The sequence below is a fragment of the Sphingobium sp. TA15 genome, assembly GCF_037101235.1.
GTDB classification, from domain to species: domain Bacteria; phylum Pseudomonadota; class Alphaproteobacteria; order Sphingomonadales; family Sphingomonadaceae; genus Sphingobium; species Sphingobium indicum.
The window spans coordinates 370,652-395,470 of the sequence record NZ_AP025356.1; the positions used below are offsets into that span (position 1 = coordinate 370,652).

A 24,819-nucleotide genomic window follows, 5' to 3' on the forward strand; every position below is an offset into this window, starting at 1 on the left:
TCAATTCCGCGCCGCTCTATCGGACAGCGTCGCCGTTTCCACCAGCAGGTCGAGCTGCGCCATGCATTGATGCGCGATCAGGCCGGATGCCACGCCGTCCAGACCCAGGGATGCGGGGTCGATCAGCGCGAACCGCACATCGGCGGCGCGCGACCCGTCGCTCAGGCGATAGGCAGCGCCCTCCCGCACGGGCGCCGCGACCGGCCAGGGGGCAACCGATTCGCCCATCCTGAAGCTCGCCGTCGCCTGCACGCCCTCGCCGCTGATCCCTATCGTCGCGGGCTTGGAGGCATCTGCGCGCCACAGCCGCACGGACGCGGGATCGGCGATGCAGAGCGTTCCGGACTGCGCGACATCCACCATCCAGAGATTGGGCCGGCGGGGCGCAGCCGGCGGCGCTTCGCCCACGCTGCCGCGCACGGCCCCGGTCCGCGCCCGGCGCACCCGCTTGGTGTCCAGCAGGGCGGAAAGCATCACGCTGTTGGCGGGCGCGGCATTGGCGGCGGCGACGTTGAAACTGCCCGGTCCCCTCAGCGTCCGGGTGCCCCTGGCGTCCAGAAGAGTCACCACATCGCCCGCCTTCAGCGCGATCGATCCGCCGTCGGCCAGCTTGCTCCCCGGCTTGTAGGTCGCTGCCGAAGGGCCGGTGGCGCGGACCACCATGGTCTCCGCCGCGGCCTGCGCCCCCAGCCCGGCAACGCACCCGGCCAATGCGCATTTCGCGGCAAATCTACCCCAGACCATAGCTTCCTCCTTCCCCGATATACTCATAACGATATAGCAGATTGGCCATGGCCGCATCATCCGGATGACGGTTAACCATCGCTTTGAGACGTTCCCGCGCCGCGTCTTGCGCCACGGCGTCCTCGCCATCGAAAGCGGCCAATATCCGCGCCAGCGCCGCCCGTTCCTCGGCCGGAAATTCCGGCGCCGGCTCGAACAGGTCGACCGGCGTCGACCGCCCGCGCAGCCGCACCCGTCCCATTGGCCGCCACCAGTCCAGCCCGGACAGCAGCATCGCCTCCCGGCTTGCCAGCACATTGGTTTCCAGCGCCTTGTTCGCCGCCTCCAGCCGCGATGCGGTGTTCATGCTGTCGCCAAGCGCGGTATATTGGATGCGCCCCTCCCCCCCGAAATTGCCGACGATCGCCTCGCCATGATGCAGCCCGACGCGGGTCCGCCCGATCGGCGGCACGCCGGGCGGCAGGTCGCGGCGGAACGCCTCCCCCGCCTGCCACATCGCCTGGGCGGCGAGCGCGGCGTTGCGCCCGTCGTCGGGACGCGCGATGGGCGCGCCCCAGAAGGCGACCACAGCATCGCCCACGAACTTGTCGATGGTGCCGCCATGGGCCAGCACCACGTCGCTCAGCATGTCGAGATAGCGGTTCAGCAATTGGGCGACCATTTCCGGCGCGATGGCGTGGCTGAGCTTGGTGAAGCCCTCCAGGTCGGTGAACAGGGTGAAGATCTGCCGCTTTTCGCCATGCAGCGCCAGCTTCTCCGGCTCGGCCAATATCTGCGCGGCGATGTCGCGGGGCAGATATTTGCCCAGCGCCGCCTGCGCGAAGCGCCGCTGCTGCGAGGTCACGGCCCGCGCCGCCACGCCGATGGCGGTGAAGGCCAGCACCCAGCCCAGCACCCAGCCGACGGCGGGCAGTCCCTTGGTGTCCCACCCCCGCGCCTGCAACCACAGCGGCACGCCCGCAATCGCCCCCGCCTGAACGGCCAGCGCGGGCAGCAGGGCGAACCAGCGCAACTCCGCCAGGCTCGTGAGCCCCGCCGCGCCCACGACCAGCAGGGCGGCCAGCCAGCGCCACCCTTCCGGCACCGCGGCCAGGCGCGCGCCATCCAGCAATTGCGCCAGCATCGTCGCATGCACTTCCAGCCCGATCATGGTCGACCGCGCCTGCCGTCCCGACAAGGGCGTCTCGAACTGGTCGATGTCGACGATGTCGCCGCCGATCAGCACATGCCGCCCGCGCACCATGGCGGCGAGCGCCGGGGCCATGGCGGGATCGGCCAGCGTGTCGATCTGAAGGCTGGGGATCACCGGCTCCTCCGATCCATCCGCCTGGCGGACCGGCAGCCGGAAGCGGATCGCGCCGCGATAGTCGCGAAAGGAGGGCGAAGGCTGCATCGCCAGCGTCAGCAGGGGCGGCTGCCCCGGCGTCGGAACGGGCCAGCTTCGGGCCACATTGTCCGAATCGGTTTCCAGCCGGATGCTCGCCGGGCGCACTTTGTCGGTCCGCGCCGCCCGGATGAAGCGATCCAGGAACTGCTGCTGTTCGAAGATGATCTGTTCCTGATTGTCGCCCAGATTGGCGTAGCCAAGCCAGACCGGCGTGCGCATCGCCCGCAGGACGGAGAGCAGTTCGCCATCCTCGTCCTGCGGCTGGTCGAACAGGATGTCGATGCCGATCGACTTCGCCCCCATGGCGTCGATGTTGCGCAGCGCCCGCGCCAGCAGCCCCCGGTCCAGCGGCGACCGCTTGCGCGTGGCGATCAACGTCTGGTCGTCATAGACCAGCATCAGGATGCGGTGGTCCTGCGCCACGCGGGGCGCGAAGCTGGCGGCTCGCCAGTCGTAAACGCCCCTTTCCGCGTCTGCCGTCGGTATTTCCCGCGCCGTCCCCCTGCCCAGGGGCCTGTTCCAGTCCCATCCGGCCAGGAACAGCGCCAGCAGCAGCAGCGCGCCGGTCGCGGCCAGCCGCCAGCGGCCCGTGTCCCGCACCAGTCGCGCGCCGCGGCGCATCAGGCCCCGCGTCGGCACGGCGGTCAGCGACGCGCGATCAACGGACGCGCGCCATCGCCGATGATCGCGAAGCCGGACCAGTAGAAGGGATGCGACGTCTCCGCATCGTCCATCAGCCTGGCCTGCGCCGCCCGCAGCGCTTCGGCCATGGGCTGGTCGGCCGGGGCCGCGAACAGGCCGCCCATCAGCCTTTCGGTGGCGCGATAATCCTCCGGCGCGGGCCAGTGGCTGGCGATGACGGCGCGGCTTCCCGCGCCGATGAAGGCGCGCACCAGCCCGTCCAGCGCCCCGCCACCGCCCGAAAGCCCGGCCGCACGCGTCGTTTCCGCGCCCGCCGCGCCCGCCGTGTCGCAGGCGGACAGCACGACCAGGTCGGCATTCAGCCGCAGGTCGAAAATCTCGCTGAACTGCAACAGGCCGTCCGATTTCCGGTCGGGCGCGAAGCTGGTGAGCAGCGCGGGCCGCGCCGGGCATCCGGGGTGGGGCGGCGTCACCAGCCCATGGGTCGCGAAGTGCAGGATGCGGAAACGGTCGAGATCGCCTCGCGCCATCACCGCCTCGTCGGTGAAGGCCGCGCCGGTGATCAGTTCGTTGCCCAGTCCGCCGATGGCCTGCGCCGCCTCCCGCAATTCGGTCGCCGGGATCGGACGATTCCATTGCAAAGGCGACCAGCCGCAATCGTCCGCCGCTCCGCTGGTCAGGCCGCCCCGGCTGGAGGCCGCCAGCACCGGCCCGGCAAGCGGCGCATTGTCGCCGAAGCCGATATAGCTCTGCGCCGCGCCGGATGGCGCCGCCGCCCGCGCATCGCGGAAGGCGCGGGCCGACAGGGCCGTGCTGACCGCATGGTCGCGGCCCAGCCAGGCGATGCCGCGGAAATCGAACTCGTCGCCCCCCTGCGCCACCCGCGCCTCATAGGCGTCGACGCCCGCCTGTCCGGCGACCAGCAGGTTGACCGGCAGTTGCAGCATCGCCCCGTCCGGTTCGAAGATCAGGTGCCGCGCCGCCGCCAGCCGTTGCTCCACCGGCCCGAACAGGTCGAGATAGAGGCTGCGCGCCGCCGGCACGTCCAGCGCATAGGTGGTCTGAACGCCGTTCACGTCGATCGAGATCGTCTCGCGCAGCGCCGCCACCTTGCGCGCCACATCGGTCGCGCTGGCCGCCAGCCGGTATCCGGTCGCGCCCGCGCCGTCGATCCACAGCGCGTAGAGCGCGTCGCCCAGTTGCGCCAGCTTGTAATAGCCCTCGCCGGGCTTCAGCGTCGCCTGCATCTCGGCCAGCGTAAGCCCCTGGGGGCTGAGGGCGCGATATTGGGGATAGGCCGCCAGCGCCGCCAGCGTATGGGCCTGGTCGGCGGCGAGTTGGTCGATGTCGGCCTGGGCCTGAACGACATCGGGCAACAGCGCCTCGCGCCCCTGCGCCGCCTGCCGCAACTGGGCGAGCGCGATCCGCCCCCGCTCTATGTCGCGCGAGAGGGAAACCGACTGCCGGAACAGCCGCGCCGCCTCGCCATCCCCGGCGGACAGTTCGCGGCTCAACTGTTCCAGCGTATCGGCGGCGCCCGGCCGCAGCAGCGTCTGCGACGCTGCGAACAGGTCGGCGGTCAGTTCCGGCCGCGTGGGAATCTCCCGCGCCAACAGGTTGAAATAGGGCTGGAGCTGGTTCGCCATGCCGGTCAGCGTGGCGCGGTTCTCCATGGTGGAGGCGATGATGCCGCGATAGATTTTCAGCGCATCCTCATTGCGGCCCCGGCGGATCAGGAAGGCGCCCAGCCGCGCCCGCGCGCCGTTCAGCGCCACCGTTTCGGGATATTGCGCGCCCAGCAGGGCCAGCGCCTGGTTCAACTGGCGCTCGGCCTGCCCATAATCCGCCTGGGCCTCATGGGTCAGGGCGATCTCGCCCAGCAGCTGGGCCCGCAGGCGCGTGATGGACGTGACCCGCCCGTCCCGGATCGCGACGGCGCTTGCCAGCGCTTTCGTCAGCACCTCCCGCGCCGGGCCCGGCTGGCCCGACAGGCGCAGGATGGTGCCGCGCAACTGCTGCGCCTGCGCGTCCAGGATCGCGGAGCGCTCGACCGGAGTCAGCATATTGTCCTGCCGCACGCCCAGGGCGCGGGCCTGCGCCGCACCGCTGCTCATTTCGGCGGCCACCTCCGGCGGCAGGGAAACCGCGCCGTCTCCCCCGGCGGACGCCGTCGCTCCGCTCGTCAGGGGGCGATCCAGTATCGCCAGCGCGCCGGCGCTATCCTGCCGGTTGATATGATGCATAGCCTCGAAATTGCGGCGCAGGCGGACTTGCACCGCATCGGCGGTCACGATCCGGCGCGCTTCGGCGAAGGCGGCCTCGGCCTGGTCGAACAGGCCCAGATTGGACAGTTGCAGGCCGCGATTGACCAGATATTCATGCGCCCGGTTCGCCCGTTCGGCAGGGGTCAGCTTCGCCGCATCCGGATCGCGGGCCAGCCGGTCGGTCAGGCTGTCGAAAAACTCCGCCGCTTCGGCATAATTGCCCGAAGCGTTGCGCCGATAGCCCTCCGCCAGCACAGTCTGCGGGTCCAGCGTCGCCGCCTGCAGTCGGGCATAACCCGCGTCGTTCGTCCCAACCGTCGCGATGTCGACCCGGCCCGGCACGATCCGCCCGGCCATGACGGAGCGCAGCCCCAGGTCGAGCGCGCTTGCATAGGCGGCATAGCCCTGCGCGACATAGATCGTCTTGCCGCGTTTGACGGCCAATATGCGATAGGCGCCGACCGCGCCCGCGCAGTTGCGCATGAGCGCCGAGCCTATGCCGGGCAAAGTGACCCCGCCGGGCGCATTGCACTCGATCGCCTCCCTGCGCGAAGCCGCAAGCCGATCCTGCAATGCCCCATCATCCTTGTCCGCACCGCGCCGCAGCGCATAGATCTGGCCGACGGGGCGCGCGGCATCCCGGCACACCAGCGTCCATGCGCGATCGAACATCGTTCGCGCTGCGGGGTCGCCAGTCGCGCTCTGCGCCTGGCATAGAGCGCCGCCTTCGCTGCCGATGCGGAAACTGTCCCTCAGCAACGGACGGTCCCCCGTCGCCTGGGCGTGCGCCGCCACGGACAGAGTCAAGGCGGCCCATCCCGCAAGCCCGCGAACCAACTTCCCCAAAACGCTCAAGGCCTATCCCCCAAACCCTGCCGGATATGTCCGTGCAAAGCCCCCTTTTGCATGATCGGGCCGTCATAACGCCCCCCGACGCCGCGCCGCAAGGCGAAACGCGCCCGGCAGGGGCATGTTCGCCCGCCTCCTGTCCAGGAGCAAACCAGGGAAGTGACAGTTGAGCCCTTGTTTTTGGGCGATACAGGCGGCCGATCCGCCGCTATGGTCGCCGGTGATCAAGCGAGTTGCAGCGCCGATCATAGAAGAATGGAAGACGTCATGCTGAACATGCCCTGGGACCAGCCCGCCACCATGATCGACCTGGACGGCAAGGCGCCGATCATCGGCACGATCCGCGATTGCGCCCAGCATTTCGCGATCTTCAAGCCCCATGCGAAGGAACAGGCGCGCATCCTGTTGACCCAGCCGGTCCATCGCGAAGGCCGCAAGACGCGAACCTGGGTGCTGGAGCCGTGGGAGATCGAAAAGCTGGTCGAACGGCTGAGGGCGGAGGTGCATTGAAATAGGATCGTCGTCCCCGGCGCTGCGAGTCCTACGCCTCCAGCGCCTCGCCGGGAGCGGCGCGTTGGCCCTGCCCGACGGAAGAAGTCGTCATTGCTCCTCTTCCCATTTGCTCGCCCAGCCTCTATGCACGCCCATGAAGGCGGGTTTCGGCTGGCCTTCATGATCGCGCCGGTGCCCCCTTCAGGGGGCTTAATAGGGAATGCGGTGATGAATCCGCGGCTGTCCCTGCAACTGTAAGCGGCGAGCGAGACGCATAGCGATCCTCCGCACATGCGGCAGGATCAGCCACTGGGCCGGACGCTAAGTCATGCGAGGCCTGGGAAGGCCATGCGCCAAGCCGTGACCCGCGAGCCAGGAAACCTGCCTGCGTCTGGTCGCTCTTGCCATGGTCCAGGGGATGGCCGCGGCACGGTCCTCCGTCTGAGCGACGCTTCACGCAGCGGGAGCTGCTGTCCGCATGCCGGGCGCAAGAGCGTCCGTCCGGCATGCAGGCGGCTTCCGTCCGGTTCGCAGACGCCGACGGGGATCGTCCCTATGACCATATCGTCCCATGCGCCGGCTGGCCGCCTGCGCCGCCGCGCCGCCGGCATGTTCGCCGGGCTCCTCGCCGCCAATCTGGCCGGCTGGATCGCGGCCTTCGCCATTTTCGCCGGCGACCCCGTCATGCTGGGCACGGCGTTGCTGGCCTGGAGCCTGGGCCTTCGCCATGCCGTCGATGCCGATCACATCGCCGCCATCGACAATGCGACCCGCAAGCTGATGCAGGATGGCCAGCGGCCCCTTGCCGTCGGCTTCTGGTTCGCCATCGGCCATAGCGGCATCGTCCTGATCGCCGCTGTCCTCATCGCCTTCGCCGCCAATGCGCTGAGCCGGGTGGAGGCCGCCGGAGCCATTGGCGGCACCATTGCGACGATCGGGTCGGCAACCTTCCTCTTCGCCATCGCGGCGATGAACCTGATCATCCTGCGATCAGTGCTCAAGACCTTCAACCATGTTCGAAGGGGCGGCGCCTATGTCGATGAAGACATGGACATGCTGCTCGGCAGCCGGGGTCTTCTGTCGCGCCTCTTCCGGCCGCTTTTCCGGCTGGTGACGCGAAGCTGGCACATGGCGCCGCTCGGCTTTCTCTTCGGCCTGGGCTTCGACACCGCGACGGAGGTCGCCATTCTGGGCCTGTCCGCCGGCCAGGCGGCCAGCGGCCTTTCCATCGCGACCGTCCTCATCTTCCCCCTGCTCTTTGCGGCGGGCATGGCGTTGATCGACACGGCGGACGGCGCGCTGATGATGGGCGCCTATCGATGGGCGTTCGTGAAGCCGATCCGCAAGCTCTACTACAACATCACCATCACGCTGGCGTCGGCGCTGGTCGCGCTGCTCATCGGCGGGATCGAGGCGGCGGCGCTGCTGGGCGACAGGCTCGGCCTCCGCGGCGGCGCATGGACCCTGGCCGCCGACCTTGGCGATCATTTCAACAGCCTGGGCTTCGTCATCATCGGCCTGTTCGCCGCCTGCTGGCTGCTGAGCTGGGCCATCTACCGCTGGAGAGGTTTCGACGAGATCGAGGTCGCCTCCATCGCCGGCCACCAAGCACAGGGAAATCCCGCATGAAGAAGATCCCCGCCACCGTCATCACCGGCTTTCTGGGCGCCGGCAAGACCACGCTGATCCGTCACCTCATCGAACATGCGGGCGGTCGTCGCCTCGCCCTCATCATCAACGAATTCGGCGATGTCGGCGTCGACGGCGCGCTGGTGCAGGGCTGCGGCGACGAAGCCTGCCCGGACGAGGACATCATCGAACTGGCCAATGGCTGCATCTGCTGCACCGTGGCCGACGATTTCCTGCCGACCATGCAGAAGCTGCTCGACCGGCGTACCCCGCCCGATCACATCATCATCGAAACCAGCGGCCTTGCCCTGCCCAAGCCGCTGGTCAAGGCGTTCCAATGGCCCGACATCCGGACGCGGTCGACGGTCGACGGCGTGATCGCCCTGATCGACGCCGATGCGCTGGCGGCGGGCCGCTTCGCCCATGACGAGGCGGCGCTCGCCGCCGCCCGCGCGGCCGATCCGACGCTGGATCATGACAGCCCCATCGAGGAACTGTTCGAGGACCAGCTTGCCTGCGCCGACCTTGTCCTGCTCAACAAGACCGATCTCGTCGCGGCGGACCGGCTGGCCGCGCTGGAGCAGGGACTGGCCGGGGAAATCCGCCCCGGCGTGCGCATCCTCCGCACGGCGAGGGGAGAGATCGATCCGGCGATACTGCTGGGCCTGGACGCCGGGGCGGAGGACCGGATCGATGACCGCCCCTCGCACCATGACGGGGAGGAGGAGCATGACCATGACGATTTCGAGAGCTTCATCGTCGATCTGGGCGAACTTGCCGGTCCCGAACCGCTGCTGGCGGCGCTTGCGCGGAGCATCGCCGCGCACGACATTCTGAGGGTCAAGGGCTTCCTTGCCATTGAAGGGCGCCCGGCCCGTCTCGTGCTGCAAGCCGTCGGCCCCCGCATCCAGCATCATTATGACCGGCACTGGCAGGCCGGCGAACCGCGCCGCTCCCGCCTGGTGGTGATCGGCCAGAGCGGCATGGACCGCGCCGCCATAGAAGCCGCGCTCGGCGCGCGGATGGCTGCCGCCTGATGCATCTGCTGACCGCCACGCCCGGCGCCGTTTCCAACGGCGAGGAGGCCATCGACCTCGGCCAGTCGCCGGGCGATATCGTGCTGCTGACCGTGGCGGACAGCGAACTCGCCTGTTTCGCGAGCGCCGCCCATGTCCTGGCGCAGGAACTGGGCGGGGCGGCGCCCGAAATCCGCCTCGCCAACCTCCTCCAGCTCAAACACCCCTATTCGGTCGATCTCTATGTCGAGAAGGTCGTCGCCCACGCCAAATTCGTCTGCGTCGTCCTGCTGGGCGGCAAGAGCTATTGGCCCTATGGCATTGAAGAAATTGCGAATATCGCCCGGGAAAGGGGCATAGCCTTCGCGGCGATCGCCGATGGGCGAGAGGACGATCCAGAACTCTCCGCCGCATCCACCGTCGCGGCGGAGAGCTGCGACCTCCTGCGCGACTATCTGCGGCAGGGCGGCATCGCCAACGCCGTCGCCTTCCTGCGCAACGCCGCCCGCCTTGCCGGCTTCGACGCGGGCGTTCCCGATGCGCCGGTTCCGGTGGCCGACGCCGGCCTTTATTTGCCCGGCGGCGATCGACCCACGCTGGATCAGGTCAGGAACAGGTGGAAGGCGGGGCAGCCGACCGCCCTCTTCCTCTTCTACCGCGCCCTGATGATCGCTGGCACGCTGGACGCCGTGGACGGCATGATCGCAGGACTGGAGGGGGCGGGCCTCAACGTCCTTCCCGTCCATGTGCGCGCCTTGCGCGAACCCTTCGCCCGTGATTTCCTGCAAGGGCTGATGGCGCAAGCGCCGCCGGACGTCATCCTCAACGCCACCGCCTTCGCCGCCAGCGCGCCGGGCGAGCCGCGCACGCCCTCCATCCTCGAACAGGCGGACTGCGCGATCCTCCAGACGATCTTTGCCAGCGTGGACCAGGGCGCCTGGGAATCCAGCGCCCGCGGGCTTGGCCCTCGCGACCTCGCCATGCATGTCGCGCTGCCCGAAGTGGACGGCCGCCTCTTCACCCGTGCAGTCGCCTTCAAGGCCGCGGCGCGGTTCGACGAGCGCACGCAATGCGGCATCGTCGTGCCCCAGGTTCTGCAAGATCGTGTCAGCTTCGTATCCCAACTGGCTGCAAACTGGTCGAAACTGCGAACAACGCCGGTGGACGAACGGCGGGTCGCCCTGATCCTGGCCAACTATCCCAACAGGAATGGCCGCATCGGCAACGGTGTCGGCCTCGACACGCCCGCCAGTGCCGCCGCCATTCTGAAGGCCCTGTCGGAAGCGGGCTACCGGACCGGCGAAGCCCCTGCCGATGGCGCCGCGCTCATGCAGCGCATGACGGGCGGCATCACCAACGCCGCCCCGGACGGTCCCGGCGAAGTCGCCCTCCCGCTCCAGGCCTATGACGCGACCTTCGCCACCCTGCCCGAAGGGGTCCGCCAAGCCGTCCGGTCCCGCTGGGGCGCGCCCGAGGCCGATCCCTTCTTCCGCGACGGGGCATTCCGCCTGCCGGTGCATCGCTTCGGCCATATCGCGCTCGCCGTCCAGCCTTCGCGGGGCTATCATGTCGATCCCAGGAGCAGCTATCACGACCCGGCGCTGCCGCCGCCCCATGCCTATCTTGCCTTCCATATCTGGCTGGCCGGCGATTTCGGCGCCGATGCCGTCGTCCATGTGGGCAAGCACGGCAATCTGGAATGGCTGCCGGGCAAGGCGATCGGGCTGTCGGAAAACTGCTTTCCCGAAATCTGCGCCGGGCCGATCCCGCAAATCTATCCCTTCATCGTCAACGACCCCGGCGAAGGCACCCAGGCGAAGCGCCGCATCGGCGCCTGCATCGTCGATCATCTGACGCCCCCGCTGACCCGCGCGGAAACCTATGGCCCGCTGAAAGAATTGGAGGCGCTGGTCGACGAATATTATCTCGCCGCCGGCATGGACCCTCGCCGGCTGGAAACGCTGCGCAAGGACATTCTCACCCTCGCCGCCTCGCAAGGGTTGGACAAGGATGCAGGGGTGCAGGGAGGCGGAGACGATGCCTTGGCAGCGATCGACAACTATCTGTGCGACCTTAAGGAAATGCAGATACGCGACGGGCTGCATGTCTTCACCCGCAGCCCGGAGGGCGCTCTCCGCCGCGACCTGCTGATCGCCCTTGCCCGCTGCCCCAGAGGGTTGGACGAAGGCCGCCAATCACTGTTGCGCGCCTTGGCGGATGATCTTGAGTTGGGCTTCGATCCGCTCGACTGCATCATGGGGACGCCATGGACCGGCCCTCGACCGGAAGCGCTCCGGCACGTCACCTCTGCCCCCTGGCGTACCGCCGGGGATACGGTGGAACGGCTCGAACTCTACGCCATTGAACTGATGGACCGTCATTCCCGCAAAAGCGGGAACCCATCTCCCATAAGCAGCCCCAAGCGGAACATTCAGGAGATGGATCCCCGCCTTCGCGGGGACGACGACTGGGCATTGCAAAGAACCGCAGCGGTTCTCACCGTGATCGAGCAAGACCTCGCCCCCCGCGTCGACGCCTGCGGGGAAGCTGAAAAAACCGCGCTCCTGAAAGCCCTCGACGGTCGTTTCGTCCCTCCCGGCCCATCTGGAGCGCCGACCAGGGGCCGCCCGGACGTCCTTCCCACCGGCCGCAATTTCTATTCGGTCGACACCCGCGCCGTACCCACCGTCGCCGCCTGGAATCTCGGCCAGCGCTCCGCCGACCTCATCGTGCAGGACTATCTCCAGCGGGAGGGCGACTATCCCCGCGCCATCGCCCTGTCCGCCTGGAGCACCGCCAATATGCGCACCGGCGGCGACGACATCGCGCAGGCGCTGGCCCTGATGGGCGTCCGCCCGCGCTGGGACTGGGCTTCGGGCCGCGTCATCGGTTTCGAGGTCATGAAGATCGCGGAGCTGGACCGTCCCCGCGTCGACGTGACCTTCCGCGTCTCCGGCTTCTTCCGGGACGCCTTCCCGGAACAGATCGACCTGATCGACAGCGCCGCCCGCGCCGTCATGGCGCTGGACGAGCCGGAAGAGGACAACCCCGCCGCAGCCCGCCATCGCGCTGAAACCGCCGCGTTGATCGCGGAGGGCATTCCCGAAAAGGCGGCTCAACGTCGCGCCGGCAGCCGCGTCTTCGGCTCGAAGCCCGGAGCCTATGGCGCGGGCCTCCAGGCGATGATCGACGAGAAGATCTGGCACGACCGCGCCGACCTGGCGAACGTCTATCTCGACTGGGGCGGCCATGCCTATGGCGGCGGCGTGGAGGGCGATGCCGAACGCAGCCTCTTCGCGAAGCGCCTGACCCAGGCCGACGCCCTGATCCAGAACCAGGACAATCGCGAGCACGACCTGCTCGACAGCGATGATTATTATCAGTTCGAAGGGGGCTTGGCCGCGGCGGTCGAGCATCTCTCCGGCAGGAGGCCGCTCAGCTATCATAACGACCACAGCCGCCCGGATCGCCCCGTCGTCCGCACGCTGGAGGATGAGATCGGCCGCATCGTCCGCGCCCGCGTCACCAACCCCAAATGGATCGCGGGCATGATGCGTCACGGCTACAAGGGCGCGTTCGAGATCGCGGCCTCCGTCGACTATCTCTTCGCCTTCGCCGCCACGACCCATGCGGTGAAGGATCATCATTTCGACGCCGTCCACGCCGCTTTCATAGAGGATGAGGCGGTCCGCGCCTTCATGGCGGAGGCCAATCCGGCAGCCCTGCGGGAGACCGCCGCGCGCCTCCGCGAAGCGCTGGACCGCGCCCTTTGGAAACCCCGGTCGAACAGCGCCGCCATGCTTCTCTCCCAACTCAAGGATGCCCCGCAATGATCGAACGCACACCCGAACAACATGCCGAAAAGATGAAGAAGAAACAGGCCGCGCATGACAGGATCATGGCGACCAAGACGCAGGAAAAAGGCCTGCTGATCGTCCACACCGGCAAGGGCAAGGGCAAGACGACCGCCGCGCTCGGCATGGTGGTCCGCGCCATCGGCCATGGCCGGAAGGTGGGCGTCGTCCAGTTCGTGAAGGGCGCGATGACCACCGGAGAAAAACGGGTGTTCGATGCGTTTCCGGACAATGTCGAATTCAAGCCCATGGGCGAAGGCTTCACCTGGAACACGCAGGACCGGACGCGGGACATTGCCCTCGCCCGCGAAGCATGGGATGAGGTGAAACGCATGATCGCCGATCCGGCCTATGACATGGTCCTTGCCGATGAACTCAACATCGTATTGCGCTACGACTATCTTCCGGTCGAAGAGGTGTTGGAAGCCGTGACCGCCAGGGGCGAAATGAAGCATGTCATCGTCACCGGCCGCAACGCGCCCGACGCGCTGATGGAGGCGGCCGATCTCGTCACTGAAATGACCCTCGTCAAACATCCCTTCCGCAGCGGCGTGAAGGCCCAGCCGGGAATCGAATTCTGACACGCACCGCCTTCGACATCGCCGCCTTCGAGGAACTGGTCCACCTGCGCCGCGACGTGCGCCATTTCCTGACCGATCCGCTGGAGGAGAGCGAGGTTGAACGGCTCCTCGCCCTCGCTCACAGCGCGCCGTCCGTCGGGCTGTCGCAGCCCTGGCGTTTCGTCCGCGTCGAAACGCCCGCCCTGCGCGAGCGTCTTGCCGTCCATGTCGACGCCCAGGTCGCCAAGGCGGGCAAGATGTACGAGGGGGAGGAGGACCGGCTCTACCGCAGCCTGAAATTGCACGGCCTGCGCGAAGCGCCGGTGCTGTTCGCCGTCTATTGCGACGAAGGCACGGAAACCGGCCACAGGCTGGGCGCTATCACCATGCCGGAGGCGCGGCGCTATAGCTGCGTGATGGCGATCCACACGCTCTGGCTCGCCGCCCGGACTCGCGGCATCGGCATGGGGTGGGTGTCGATACTGGATCGTGCGACGGTGGACGCGATGCTCGCCATTCCGGAAAACTGGCGATGCCTTGGCCTGCTGTGCCTGGGCTATCCGGTCAGCGAGGAGGCGACGCCGGAACTGGAAAGGCGCGGCTGGGAACATCGGACGGACTGGCATTCGACGATAGTGACTCGCTGACAATTCCCCTCCCGCATGCGGGGGATTGAAGGCCTCTTCCCTTTCCCTTCCTCTCCGCCTATGAGCAGCCTTGGAACGGGCCATGCCCGCTCCATCGATCGCGTCGGTGCCCCGCAAGGGGCTTAAATGGGAACGCGGTGCGGGAGGATGCTCCCTAATCCGCGGCTGTCCCTGCAACTGTGAGCGGCGAGCAAGGCAAGGACGGCCTCCCGAGCGGGCGGCCAGCCACTGGAGCGATCCGGGAAGGCCCCTGCCGAAGCTATGACCCGCAAGCCAGGAGACCTGCCGAACGCAAGGGTCGCTCTAGCCATGGTCCAGGGGATGGTCACGGCTCGGTTCTCCGCACGGGCGACGAATGCGGCTGGGGGAAGCATCCTCCGGTCGTCGTTGCGATGTGGGAGGTGAAGTCCGTTGCCAGACGCGCACAGCGCATCGTCCGCCGCCATTCGCGGCTGGTGTCCGACGGCATGGCGCCCGATGATGGCGGGCGACGGGCTGCTGGTGCGGGTCCGTCCCCCGCAGGGCCGCCTCGCCGTCACGCAAGCCATCGCCCTTGCCGAAGCCGCCCGCCTTCACGGCAACGGCCTGATCGACCTCACCAACCGCGCCGCGCTTCAGCTTCGCGGCGTGACGGAGCAAAGCCACGGCCCGCTGCTCCGGCAGCTCGTCGCCCTTGGCCTCGCCGATGCCGATCCGGCCCGCGAAGCGCGTCGCAATTTCCTGCTCGCGCCGGATTCAACGCCCGGCGACGACAGCGAAAGCATCGCGCTCGGCCTGATCGCCCATCTCGACGACCTGCCCCAGCTTCCCTCCAAGATCGGGATCGCCATCGACGCGGGGCCTGCCCCCTGCCTCGCGGGGGTTCCCGCCGACTTTCGCTTCGAACGAAGCCAGGCGGGCGCGCTGCTGTTGCGGGTGGAGCGACGCCCCATGGGCTCGCCCACAAGCGTCGAAACGGCGGCGAGCGACCTGATCGCGCTTGCCCGCTGGTTCCTTGCCACGGGCGGCGCGGCATCGGGCCGCGCAGCCAGGCATGGCGCGCCGCTGCCGATGGCCGCTGAAATGGCGCCCGCGCCTTCCCGCGCGCTTTCCCAGGTGTTGGCCAGCGCATCCGGGCCGTTCCACGCCGTCCCCTTCGGCCAGATTGACGCCGACGGCCTCATCGCGCTGACGCGAAAACGGAACGTCGCCGCCCTGCGCCTGACGCCATGGCGCGGCCTGGTCCTGGAAGGCGGCGCGCAACGCGCCGGTCACGCCCCCCCGGACGGCCTGCTGCGCATCGATGCCTGCCCCGGCGCGCCCGCATGCCCGCAGGCAAGCGTCGAGACCCGCGGCCTCGCTTCCCGGCTCGCGCCCCTTGTCGAAGGATCGCTGCATGTTTCGGGCTGCGCCAAGGGCTGCGCCCGCCAGGGAACCGCCCAGCTGGTCCTTACCGGCCGGCAGGGCCGCTTCGACCTGTCGCGCAACGCCCGCGCCGGATCGCCGCCGGAAAAGACCGGCCTCACCGCCCGACAAATCCTCGCCCTTTTCGGAAGGCCCTGATGCCCCACAGCTACGAAACCGACGGAGCCGCCATCTACCGGCAGTCCTTCCGCACCATCCGCGCCGAAGCCGACCTTGCCCGTTTCTCGACCGAGGAGGAACGAATCGCCGTCCGCATGATCCATGCGGCGGGACTGGTCGACCTCGCTACCCATATCCGCTTTTCCCCCTCCTTCGCCCTCGCCGCCATCGCCGCGCTTCGGGCGGGCGCGCCGATCCTCTGCGACGCCCGCATGGTGTCGGAGGGCATAAGCCTGAAGCGCCTGCCCGCCGCCAATCCGATCCTCTGCACCCTGAACGATCCGCAGGTGCCCGCGCTGGCGGCGCGCATGTCCAACACCCGGTCCGCCGCCGCGCTCGAACTCTGGCGGCCGCATCTGGGGGGTGCGCTGGTGGCGATCGGCAATGCGCCGACGGCCCTCTTCCACCTGCTCGACATGCTGGAAGATCCGGCCTGTCCCCGTCCCGCCGCGATCATCGGCTGTCCCGTCGGCTTCATCGGCGCGGCGGAATCGAAGCAGGCGCTCTGGCAGAGCCAGCCCGTCCCCTGCTGCATCGTGGAGGGCCGCCTGGGCGGCAGCGCCATCACGGTCGCGGCGGTCAATGCGATAGCGAGTCCAGCGGAATGATGGGCGGGACCATCCATGGCGTGGGCCTAGGGCCGGGCGCGCGGGATCTGATGAGCGTCCGGGCCGACCGGCTGATCCGCGACGCCCGGCACATCGCCTATTTCCGCAAGAAGGGGAGGCCGGGTCATGCCCGCGGCATCGTGGAGGGCATGTTGCATCCCGATGCCGTCGAATTCGCGATGGAATATCCGGTGACGACGGAAATCCCGCTGTCCGATCCGCGCTACAACGATCTGCTTTCAGCCTTCTATGCCGATTGCGCCGCGCATCTGGACGGGCTTTCCGCAGGAGGAGAGGATGTGGTGGTCCTCTGCGAAGGCGATCCCTTCTTCTACGGCAGCTTCATGCACCTGCACAGCCGCCTCGCCGGGCCGGTGAAGATCGTCCCCGGCATCACCGGCATGTCCGGCGCCTGGACCGCCAGCGGCGCGCCGATCGGTTGGGGCGACGATGTGCTGACGGTGCTGATGGCGACCCTTCCGGAAGAGGAACTGGTCCGCCGCATCCATGACAGCCATGCCCTGGTCGTCATGAAGATCGGCCGCAACCTTCCCAAGCTGCTCCGCGCCGTCGAAGCGGCAGGCAAGCAGGACAGCGCCTGGCTGGTCGAATATGCGACCATGGCGGATCAGCGCATCGTCCCGCTGGCGCAGGCGACCGGCGCCGCCCCCTATTTCTCTATCCTGCTGGTCCACGGGCAGGGTCGCCGCCCATGACCGGCTGGGTCGCGGCAGCCGGTCTGGGCCCAGGGGCGGATGCGCTCATCACGCCGGAGGTGTCGGATGCGCTGGCGCAGGCGACCGACGTCATCGGATATATCCCCTATGTTGCGCGGGTGGCGCAAAGGCCCGGCCTCACGCTCCACGCGTCGGACAATCGCGTCGAACTGGACCGCGCCGTCCATGCCCTGACCCTCGCCGCCCAGGGCAAGCGGGTGGCGGTGGTTTCCTCGGGCGATCCGGGGGTCTTCGCCATGGCCTCCGCCCTGTTCGAGGCACTGGAGGCAGGGCCGGAGGGCTGGCGCGACCTCGACATCCGCGTCCTGCCCGGCATCACCGCCATGCTCGCCGCCGCAGCGCGGGCGGGCGCGCCGCTCGGCCATGATTTCTGCGCCATCAACCTGTCCGACAATCTGAAGCCCTGGCCGCTGATCGAGCGCCGCCTGCGCCTCGCGGCGCAGGCCGATTTCGCCATGGCCTTCTACAATCCGCGTTCCCGCTCGCGGCCGGAGGGTTTCGGACGCGCGCTGGCCATCCTGCGCGAGGAATGCGGCGAGGACCGGCTCATCCTCTTCGCCCGCGCCGTTTCCACGCCGGAGGAAATGTTGCGCGTCGTGCCGTTGAGCCGGGCCACGCCGGACATGGCCGACATGCGCACCATGGTGATCGTCGGTTCCAGCCGCACCCGGCTGATCGATCGCTCCGGCCCGCCGATCCTCTATACGCCCCGTTCCGCCGCATGACCCAGCCATTGCAGCACACCGGCCACCTCATGCGTCACCAGCGCGGCCGGGCAGGCCGGACGCCCGATCATCACGACCGGCAGTCCGAGCGTCTGCGCTGCGACCAGCTTCGCCTGCGCGCCGCTGCCCCCCGCATTTTTCGACACGACGCAATCGATGCCATGGGCGCGCATCAACTGCATGTCGCCCTCCACCGTGAAGGGACCGCGGTCGATCACCAAGGCATGGTCGGGCAACCCCGGCGCAGCAGCGGGCATGTCGACGAAGCGCAGCAGATAATGATGCTGGGGCTGCGCGGCGAAGGCGTCCACATGCATGCGCCCCAGGGCCAGCATCACGTTCCGCCTCGCTCCCGCCAGCGCCGCCACCGCCCCTGCCAGGTCAGGCACATGGGTCCAGCGGTCCCCGTCCGCAGCGATCCATGGCGGGCGGGTCAGCATGATATGCTTCACCCCCGCTTCCCGCGCCGCGGCAACGGCATGCTCGCTCATCGTCGCGGCGAAGGGATGAGTGGCGTCCACCAGATGGGTGACGCCTTCCTCCCGCAAATAGCGCGCAAGGCCGGCCATGCCGCCGAAGCCGCCGACGCGCACCGGCACCGGCTGCGCCCGTGGTTTGTCCGTCCGCCCGGCATAGCTCAGGACGGCGCGCATGCCCCGCTCAGCCAGAGCAGCCGCCAGCGCGCTCGCTTCCGTGGTTCCGCCCAGAATGAGGATATTGGACATGGCCGATACTCCTGACGCTCCGTGGCTGACGATCGTCGGCATCGGGGAAGACGGCCTGAATGGCCTGTCGCCCGCTGCCCGCGACGCGCTGGAGAGGGCCGCGCTCGTCGCCGGATCGCCGCGCCATCTCGCGCTCCTGCCGGGCCTTAGGGCGGAAAGCCTGGCCTGGCCAGTCCCGTTCTCGGCCGGCGTCCCGATGCTGCTCGCCCGCCGTGGAGACCCAACCGTCCTGCTTGCATCCGGCGATCCCTTCTGGTTCGGCGCGGGGAGCAGCATCACGCGGCATTTGCGGCCGGATGAATGGACGGCGCATCCTGCCCCCTCCACATTCTCCCTTGCCGCGGCGCGGTTGGGCTGGGCGCTCCAGGACGTGGAATGCCACGGCCTCCACGCCGCGCCGCTGACGCGGTTGCGCCCCGGCCTCGCGCCCGGTCGCCGCGCCATATTGCTGCTGCGCGATGGCCCGGCGGTGGGACAGCTTGCCGCCTGGCTGACGGAACAGGGCTTCGGCGGCTCTACCCTGCATGTGCTGGAAGCGCTGGGCGGACCCCGCGAACGCATCCGCCAGTGCACCGCCGAAGCGCCGGACCTTGCGGACATCGCCCATCCCGTCGCGGTCGGCCTGTCCGTGGCGGGCGAAGGCAGGACGCTCCCCTGCGCCAGCGGCATCCCCGACGACTGGTTCGACCATGACGGCCAGATCACCAAGCGCCCGGCCCGCGCCCTGACCCTGTCCGCCCTGGCCCCCCGCCCCGGCGAGACATTGTGGGACATAGGCGCAGGTTGCGGTTCCGTCGCCATAGAATGGCTGCTCGCCCATGGCTCCACCCAGGCCATCGCGTTCGAGGTCGATCCGGACCGCGCCGGCCGGACACGCGCCAATGCCCTTCATCTGGGCGTCGACCGCCTGACCGTCATGGAAGGCAGGGCGCCCGACATCCTGACCGGCCGGACTCGTCCGGAGGCCGTCTTCATCGGCGGAGGGCTGAGCCAGTCCCTGCTCGCGGCATTGTTCGCGCTGCCCGGCGGCCCCACGCGCCTGGTCGCCAATGCCGTCACGCTGGAATCCGAAGCGCTGCTCGCCCGGTGGCATGCCGACAAGGGCGGCGACCTGCTTCGCATCGAGCTTGCGCAGGCGATGCCCCTGGGCAGCCGTCGCGGCTGGCGTTCCGCCTATCCGCTGGTGCAGTGGAGCGTGACGCTATGATCGTCGCCGGTTTCGGCTTCCGCCACGGCGCGTCGCTCGCTTCGCTGGAATCGGCGCTGGAGCGGGCGACGGGCGGCATGATCGCCGTGGATGCGCTGGCAACCCTCGACGGCAAGACCCAGCAGCTTGCGCCATTGGCGCGCAAGCTCGCCCTTCCCCTCATCGCCGTCGGCGTGGGAAGGCTGGCGGACCAGCCCGTGGCCACCCGCTCTCCCGCCAGCATGGCCGCCTATGGCGCCGGCAGCGTCGCCGAAGCCACGGCGCTCGCCGCCCTGACGCAAAAGGGCCGCCTGCTTGCCCCCCGCGCCTTCTCTTCCGACCGCTTCGCAAGCTGCGCCCTGGCCGAAAGCCCTGCCCCGTGACCGTTCATTTCATCGGCGCCGGTCCCGGCGCGCCCGACCTCATCACCCTGCGCGGGCGCGACCTGATCGCCGGCTCTCCGGTCTGTCTTTATGCCGGATCGCTGGTGCCCGCCGCCCTGCTCGATCATTGTCCGCCGGGGGCGCGGATCGTCAACACGGCGCCGCTCACCCTGGACGAGATCGTCGCCATCATCGTCCAGGCCCATCGAGCCGGACAGGATGTGGCGCGCCTGCATTCCGGCGACCTGTCCGTCTGGTCGGCCATGGGCGAGCAGCTTCGGCGGCTGAAAGCGATCGGCATTCCTTTCAGCATCACGCCCGGCGTCCCCTCCTTCGCCGCCGCCGCCGCCGCCATCGGCGCCGAACTGACGCTGCCCGAACTCGGCCAGTCGGTGATCCTCACCCGCACGCCCGGACGGGCCAGCGCCATGCCGTCCGGTGAAAGCCTCTCCGCCTTCGGCGCGACCGGCGCGACGCTCGCCATCCATCTTTCCATCCATAACCTGGTCCAGGTGGTGCGCGACCTGATCCCGCATCATGGCGCCGATTGCCCCGCGGCCGTAGTGTGGCGCGCAAGCTGGCCGGACCAGCGGATCGTGCGGGCGACGCTCGGCACCATCGGCGAAGCCGCTGCGGACGGACCCGAACGGACCGCCATCATTCTGGTCGGCCCGGTGCTGGGCAGTCAGGATTTCCCGGAAAGCAGCCTCTATGCACCCGGCTATGACCGCCGTTTCCGACCGGCCAGCGCCGACTCCCCCTTCATCGACAAGCCATGACGCCGGGCCTTCTGATCGCGGCGCCCCGATCCGGATCGGGCAAGACGACCGTCACGCTGGGCCTGCTGCGGGCCTTTTCACGGCTGGGCGTCAGGGTGCAGCCGTTCAAGTCCGGCCCCGACTATATCGACCCTGCCTTCCAGCAGGCGGCGAGCCGCCGCCCGTCCTTCAACCTCGATAGCTGGGCGATGTCCGCACCGCAGATGGCGGCCATTGCGGGCCGGGCCGACGCAGAGCTGATCGTCGCTGAAGGCGTGATGGGCCTGTTCGACGGCGCCCCGGCTATCGGGGAAGCCGGCACGGGGGCGAGCGCGGACATCGCGGCGCTGTTCGGCTGGCCTGTCCTCCTGGTCATGGACGTGTCGGGCCAGAGCCAGTCCGCCGCCGCCATCGCCAGCGGTTTCCGCGACCTGCGGTCCGATATTTCCATGGCCGGCGCGGTCCTCAACCATGTCGCCAGCCAGCGCCACGAACGGCTGATCCGCGCCGCGATGGAGGAGGCGGGCATCCCCGTCCTGGGCGCGATCCCCCGCTCCGCCGCGCTCCGCCTTCCGGAGCGGCATCTGGGTCTGGTCCAGGCAGCCGAGCAGGCCGATCTCGACCAGATTGTCGACTGCATGGCGGACATCGTCGCGACCTATGTGGACCTGAACGCCATCCGCCGCGCCGCGCGGTTCGCCACGCCGCAAAATCATGCGGCGATGCCGATCCTGTCGCCGCCGGGCCAGCGTATCGCCATCGCCCGGGACGAAGCCTTCTCCTTTACTTACGCGCATCTCCTGTCCGGTTGGCGCGATGCGGGCGCTGAAATCCTGCCCTTCTCCCCCCTGGCCGACGAAGCCCCGGCGGCCGATGCCGATGCCGTCTGGCTTCCCGGCGGCTATCCCGAACTGCATGCGGGCCGGATCGCGCAGGCGGCCCGCTTCCTCTCCGGCCTGCGCCGCCACGCGCTGGACCGCCCGATCCATGGCGAATGCGGCGGCTATATGGTGCTGGGCGAGGCGCTGATCGATGCCGACGGACAAGCGCACGCCATGGCCGGCCTGCTCGGCCTCGTCACCAGCTTCGCGGAACGGCGGCTCCATCTTGGCTACCGCCGCGCCCGCTTGCTGGCGCCGATGGGCGGAATGCCCGCAGGAGCGATGCTGAACGGCCATGAATTCCATTATTCCACCATCGTCGAGCAGCCGGACAGTCCACTCGCTCATGTGACCGACGCGGAGGGTCAGGCGGTTCCCTCGACGGGATCGCATCGCGGCCGCGTCACCGGCAGTTTCTTCCACCTCATCGCGCCCTCTTCGAAAGCCTCCTCATGATCGGCATCGACCTTATCGGCATCGGCACGGGCAATCCCGATCACCTCACCCGCGCCGCGGCGAAGGCGATGAACGACGCCGACCTCATCCTGCTGCCGCGCAAGGGCGCCGCCAAGTCCGACCTTGTCGACCTGCGCCGCGCCATTTGCGCCGAACTGCTGACGCAGGCGGTGAAGATCGTGGAATTCGACATGCCCCGGCGAGCCGACCGGACCGATTATGTCGGCGCCGTGCTCGACTGGCACGACGCCATCGCCGCGCTCTGGATGGAGCAGATCGCCCGGCATCTTCCGGACGGGGGCAGGCTTGCCCTGCTCGTCTGGGGCGATCCGTCGCTTTATGACAGCAGCCTGCGCATCGCCGGGCGCCTGCCGGGCGTGAAGGTCCGCGTCATTCCCGGCATCACCAGCATACAGGCGCTGACAGCCGCCCACGGCATCTGCCTCAATGACCTTGCCGAACCCGTGCTGATCACCACCGGCAGGCGCCTCGCCGAGCGGGGCTGGCCGGATTGCGCCGACACCCTCGCCGTCATGCTGGATGGCAATTGCGCCTTCCAGGCCGTGGCGGCCGAGGGGATCGACATCTGGTGGGGCGCCTATCTGGGACTGCCGCAGGAGGCGATCATGCGCGGGGCATTGACCGAGGTCGGGGCGGACATCGTCCGGCGGCGGGCCGCGCTTCGGAAGGAGCATGGCTGGATCATGGACATTTACCTGCTGCGCAGGCAAAGATCCGGTTGAAATGTCGGAACTGGATTCCTGCCCACGCAGGAACGCGGCGTGCTTCCGTCAGGCGACGTTGGGCATCAGTTCTATGATAGGCCTGCTGGCCGTCTGCCTCATGCCGCTCGACGCCGTTTCGGCCCGGCGGCGGAACTCGGCGGCCATCGCCTGGTGCATCATGCGCGCCGAAGCATCCGCGGTCGTCGCCGCCAACTGGTCATGCATTCTGGCCCGGTCGAGACATTCTTCTGGCGTAAGAGCATTCGTCATGAATCGAACTCCTGCCTGTCGCAGGGCTCGTCCTCTCCACCGCCTTTCGAGCGACAGATCCGACTTCGCCCACGAAAAACCGGCGCACAACTTAGCCTTTCCCGTCATCGATTGAAAATGGAATCTTGCCGACGCCCTTTTCCCGTCCGCCGCGCGCAACGGTTCAGCGCAGCCAGGCCATATTGGGCTGAGCGCTGTGGCTTTTCAGTTCCTTGCGTGTTTCGGAGTCGACCTCCTTCAACAGCACCTCATAACCCCAGAGATTCGCCAGATTTTGCAACACCATGGCGGCATCGCCCGCATCCAGTTGCACGCCGTCCAGCACCGCATGTTCGACGATCAGCTTGCGGTCCCCGGCCAGGTCGACATCGACCACCTGAATGTCCGGTTCCTGCCGCCCGATCTCATATTCCCGCGCCAAAGAGCGACGAATCCGCCGGTAGCCGCGCTCGTCATGGATGGCGTCGACGCGCAATTCCGACTCGCCCTGCTTGTCGAGTATCTTGAACAGCCGCCATTGCCGGATCAGATGGGGGCTGAGGAATTGCGAGACGAAGCTTTCGTCCCGGTAATTGGCCCAGATGTCCTTCAGCACCTCCATCGCGTCGCCCGACCCGGCGATTTCGGGGAACCATTCCCGGTCCTCCTCCGTCGGTTCGCGGCAGATGCGCTCTATGTCGGACATGATGCCGAATCCCAGCGCATAGGGGTTGAATCCGCCAAATTGTCCTGAATCATAAGTGGGTTGGTAGACGACATTGGTATGGGATGAGAGGAATTCCATGAACGAGCCGTCAGTGATCCAGCCCCGTTCGTGCAGCGTCGTCATGATGCGATAATGGGTGTAGGTGGCGCAGCCTTCGTTCATCGCCTTGGTCTGGCGCTGCGGGTAGAAATATTGCGCGATCAGCCGCACGATCCGCAAAATCTCCCGCTGCCAGCTTTCCAGCCGGGGACCGGACTTTTCCAGGAAATAGAGGATATTTTCCTGCGGCAGTCCCAGCGCGGCCCGCCGGGCGTCGCTGGGGATCGCGTCCGCCTTCGCGCCGGTGGGCACGGTGCGCCACAGATCGTCATAGATGCGGTCGCGATAGGCCTGCCGTTCCGCCTCCCGCGCCGCCTCCGCCTTCAAGTCCCTTGGGCGGACGCGCGGATAGCGGTGGACGCCCTGGTTCATCAGCGCATGGGCGGCGTCCAGCACCCGTTCGACCGGCAACTGGCCGTAGCGTTCCTCGCATTGGGCGATGTAGCGCTTGGCGAATTCCAGATAGTCGAGAATGCCCTCCGCGTCGGTCCATTGCTTGAAGACATAATTATTCTTGAAGAAATGATTATGTCCGAAGGCGGCATGGGCGATGACCAGGGTCTGCATCGTCGCGCTGTTTTCCTGCATCAGATAGTTGATGCAGGGATCGGAGTTGATCACCAGCTCATAGGCGAGGCCGCGCAGCCCCTTGCGGTACATCATTTCATTGGTCACGAACTGCTTGCCGAAGGACCAATGTTTGTAGAAGAGCGGCATGCCGATGGACGAATAGGCGTCCAGCATCTGTTCCGCGCTGATGATCTCTATCTGGTTGGGATAGATGTCCAGCTTCATTTCCTGAAGCGCGATCGGCTCGACGGTTTCGTAAATGCGATTGATGAGCGAAAAGTCCCAATCGCTGCCCGTGAACAGCGGGGCGGACGCCAGTTCGCCCGTCATGCCGACCTCCCCA

General features: G+C 68.1%; 21 protein-coding genes and 2 riboswitches. Of the genes, 15 read left to right on the forward strand and 6 right to left on the reverse strand.

Annotated elements, in window-relative coordinates:
* From Sj15T_RS18850 to Sj15T_RS18860, 3 genes are read right to left on the reverse strand one after another with little or no spacing between them, the layout of a single operon-like run.
* Nucleotides 1–744, reverse strand: a complete 744-nt coding sequence (locus Sj15T_RS18850) for a hypothetical protein (RefSeq protein ID WP_013053880.1) — start codon at nucleotides 742–744, stop codon at nucleotides 1–3.
* The gene (locus tag Sj15T_RS18855) at nucleotides 731–2,770 is read right to left on the reverse strand and encodes an adenylate/guanylate cyclase domain-containing protein (protein ID WP_013053881.1); all 2,040 of its coding nucleotides are present in this window, start codon (nucleotides 2,768–2,770) and stop codon (nucleotides 731–733) included. The genes Sj15T_RS18850 and Sj15T_RS18855 overlap by 14 nt, the downstream gene beginning before the upstream one ends.
* A gap of 5 nt (nucleotides 2,771–2,775) precedes the next feature.
* The gene (locus Sj15T_RS18860; RefSeq protein ID WP_041386918.1) at nucleotides 2,776–5,844 is read right to left on the reverse strand and encodes a CHAT domain-containing protein; all 3,069 of its coding nucleotides are present in this window, start codon (nucleotides 5,842–5,844) and stop codon (nucleotides 2,776–2,778) included.
* A 309-nt stretch (nucleotides 5,845–6,153) separates the two neighbouring features.
* Between Sj15T_RS18860 and Sj15T_RS18865 the strand changes: the two genes are divergently transcribed.
* From Sj15T_RS18865 to cobJ, 10 genes are all read left to right on the forward strand, one after another.
* Nucleotides 6,154–6,396, forward strand: coding sequence for a hypothetical protein (locus Sj15T_RS18865; protein WP_013053883.1), 243 nt, complete (start codon nucleotides 6,154–6,156; stop codon nucleotides 6,394–6,396).
* Between the two features lie 155 nt (nucleotides 6,397–6,551).
* Nucleotides 6,552–6,782, forward strand: a riboswitch (cobalamin riboswitch).
* Between the two features lie 151 nt (nucleotides 6,783–6,933).
* The gene (locus Sj15T_RS18870; protein ID WP_013053884.1) at nucleotides 6,934–8,007 is read left to right on the forward strand and encodes a HoxN/HupN/NixA family nickel/cobalt transporter; all 1,074 of its coding nucleotides are present in this window, start codon (nucleotides 6,934–6,936) and stop codon (nucleotides 8,005–8,007) included.
* Nucleotides 8,004–9,044, forward strand: coding sequence for a cobalamin biosynthesis protein CobW (gene cobW, locus Sj15T_RS18875; protein WP_013053885.1), 1,041 nt, complete (start codon nucleotides 8,004–8,006; stop codon nucleotides 9,042–9,044). Before Sj15T_RS18870 ends, cobW begins: the two co-directional genes overlap by 4 nt.
* Nucleotides 9,044–12,856: a cobaltochelatase subunit CobN gene (gene cobN, locus Sj15T_RS18880; RefSeq protein ID WP_013053886.1), complete on the forward strand. Its 3,813-nt coding sequence runs from the start codon at nucleotides 9,044–9,046 to the stop codon at nucleotides 12,854–12,856. The genes cobW and cobN overlap by 1 nt, the downstream gene beginning before the upstream one ends.
* A complete protein-coding gene (gene cobO, locus Sj15T_RS18885) occupies nucleotides 12,853–13,458 on the forward strand; it encodes a cob(I)yrinic acid a,c-diamide adenosyltransferase (RefSeq protein ID WP_013053887.1) in 606 nt (201 codons plus the stop codon). The genes cobN and cobO overlap by 4 nt, the downstream gene beginning before the upstream one ends.
* A gap of 17 nt (nucleotides 13,459–13,475) precedes the next feature.
* Complete coding sequence (gene bluB / locus Sj15T_RS18890) at nucleotides 13,476–14,084, forward strand: 5,6-dimethylbenzimidazole synthase (RefSeq protein ID WP_073507147.1); 609 nt, start codon at nucleotides 13,476–13,478, stop codon at nucleotides 14,082–14,084.
* A gap of 87 nt (nucleotides 14,085–14,171) precedes the next feature.
* A riboswitch (cobalamin riboswitch) is annotated at nucleotides 14,172–14,389 on the forward strand.
* 172 nt (nucleotides 14,390–14,561) lie between these two features.
* Nucleotides 14,562–15,626 carry a cobalamin synthesis protein CobG gene (locus Sj15T_RS18895; protein ID WP_013053888.1) on the forward strand — a complete coding sequence of 355 codons (1,065 nt, stop codon included), beginning with the start codon at nucleotides 14,562–14,564 and terminating at the stop codon, nucleotides 15,624–15,626.
* On the forward strand, nucleotides 15,626–16,255 hold the full coding sequence (locus tag Sj15T_RS18900) for a precorrin-8X methylmutase (protein ID WP_013053889.1): 630 nt from the start codon (nucleotides 15,626–15,628) through the stop codon (nucleotides 16,253–16,255). The genes Sj15T_RS18895 and Sj15T_RS18900 overlap by 1 nt, the downstream gene beginning before the upstream one ends.
* Nucleotides 16,252–16,971, forward strand: coding sequence for a precorrin-2 C(20)-methyltransferase (gene cobI, locus Sj15T_RS18905; RefSeq protein WP_013053890.1), 720 nt, complete (start codon nucleotides 16,252–16,254; stop codon nucleotides 16,969–16,971). Before Sj15T_RS18900 ends, cobI begins: the two co-directional genes overlap by 4 nt.
* Complete coding sequence (cobJ, locus tag Sj15T_RS18910; protein ID WP_013053891.1) at nucleotides 16,968–17,717, forward strand: precorrin-3B C(17)-methyltransferase; 750 nt, start codon at nucleotides 16,968–16,970, stop codon at nucleotides 17,715–17,717. The genes cobI and cobJ overlap by 4 nt, the downstream gene beginning before the upstream one ends.
* Here cobJ and Sj15T_RS18915 read toward each other — a convergent pair.
* Nucleotides 17,693–18,442, reverse strand: coding sequence for a cobalt-precorrin-6A reductase (locus Sj15T_RS18915; protein WP_013053892.1), 750 nt, complete (start codon nucleotides 18,440–18,442; stop codon nucleotides 17,693–17,695). The two genes, cobJ and Sj15T_RS18915, sit on opposite strands and share 25 nt — an antisense overlap.
* Here Sj15T_RS18915 and Sj15T_RS18920 point away from each other — a divergent pair.
* Genes Sj15T_RS18920 through cobF form a run of 5 tightly spaced genes read left to right on the forward strand, consistent with a single transcriptional unit; the run spans nucleotide 18,441 to nucleotide 22,849 of the window.
* Nucleotides 18,441–19,649, forward strand: coding sequence for a bifunctional cobalt-precorrin-7 (C(5))-methyltransferase/cobalt-precorrin-6B (C(15))-methyltransferase (locus tag Sj15T_RS18920; protein ID WP_013053893.1), 1,209 nt, complete (start codon nucleotides 18,441–18,443; stop codon nucleotides 19,647–19,649). The two genes, Sj15T_RS18915 and Sj15T_RS18920, sit on opposite strands and share 2 nt — an antisense overlap.
* Nucleotides 19,646–20,011, forward strand: coding sequence for a cobalamin biosynthesis protein (locus Sj15T_RS18925; RefSeq protein WP_013053894.1), 366 nt, complete (start codon nucleotides 19,646–19,648; stop codon nucleotides 20,009–20,011). The genes Sj15T_RS18920 and Sj15T_RS18925 overlap by 4 nt, the downstream gene beginning before the upstream one ends.
* On the forward strand, nucleotides 20,008–20,790 hold the full coding sequence (gene cobM, locus Sj15T_RS18930) for a precorrin-4 C(11)-methyltransferase (protein ID WP_013053895.1): 783 nt from the start codon (nucleotides 20,008–20,010) through the stop codon (nucleotides 20,788–20,790). Before Sj15T_RS18925 ends, cobM begins: the two co-directional genes overlap by 4 nt.
* On the forward strand, nucleotides 20,787–22,106 hold the full coding sequence (locus Sj15T_RS18935; RefSeq protein ID WP_013053896.1) for a cobyrinate a,c-diamide synthase: 1,320 nt from the start codon (nucleotides 20,787–20,789) through the stop codon (nucleotides 22,104–22,106). Before cobM ends, Sj15T_RS18935 begins: the two co-directional genes overlap by 4 nt.
* Nucleotides 22,103–22,849, forward strand: coding sequence for a precorrin-6A synthase (deacetylating) (gene cobF / locus Sj15T_RS18940; protein ID WP_013053897.1), 747 nt, complete (start codon nucleotides 22,103–22,105; stop codon nucleotides 22,847–22,849). Before Sj15T_RS18935 ends, cobF begins: the two co-directional genes overlap by 4 nt.
* A gap of 48 nt (nucleotides 22,850–22,897) precedes the next feature.
* Here cobF and Sj15T_RS18945 read toward each other — a convergent pair whose 3' ends face one another.
* Both Sj15T_RS18945 and Sj15T_RS18950 read right to left on the reverse strand, forming a co-directional pair.
* Entirely contained in the window at nucleotides 22,898–23,101 is a 204-nt protein-coding gene (locus Sj15T_RS18945; RefSeq protein ID WP_013053898.1) for a hypothetical protein, read from the reverse strand.
* 163 nt (nucleotides 23,102–23,264) lie between these two features.
* Nucleotides 23,265–24,806: a SpoVR family protein gene (locus Sj15T_RS18950; RefSeq protein WP_013053899.1), complete on the reverse strand. Its 1,542-nt coding sequence runs from the start codon at nucleotides 24,804–24,806 to the stop codon at nucleotides 23,265–23,267.
* Nucleotides 24,807–24,819 lie beyond the last annotated feature (13 nt).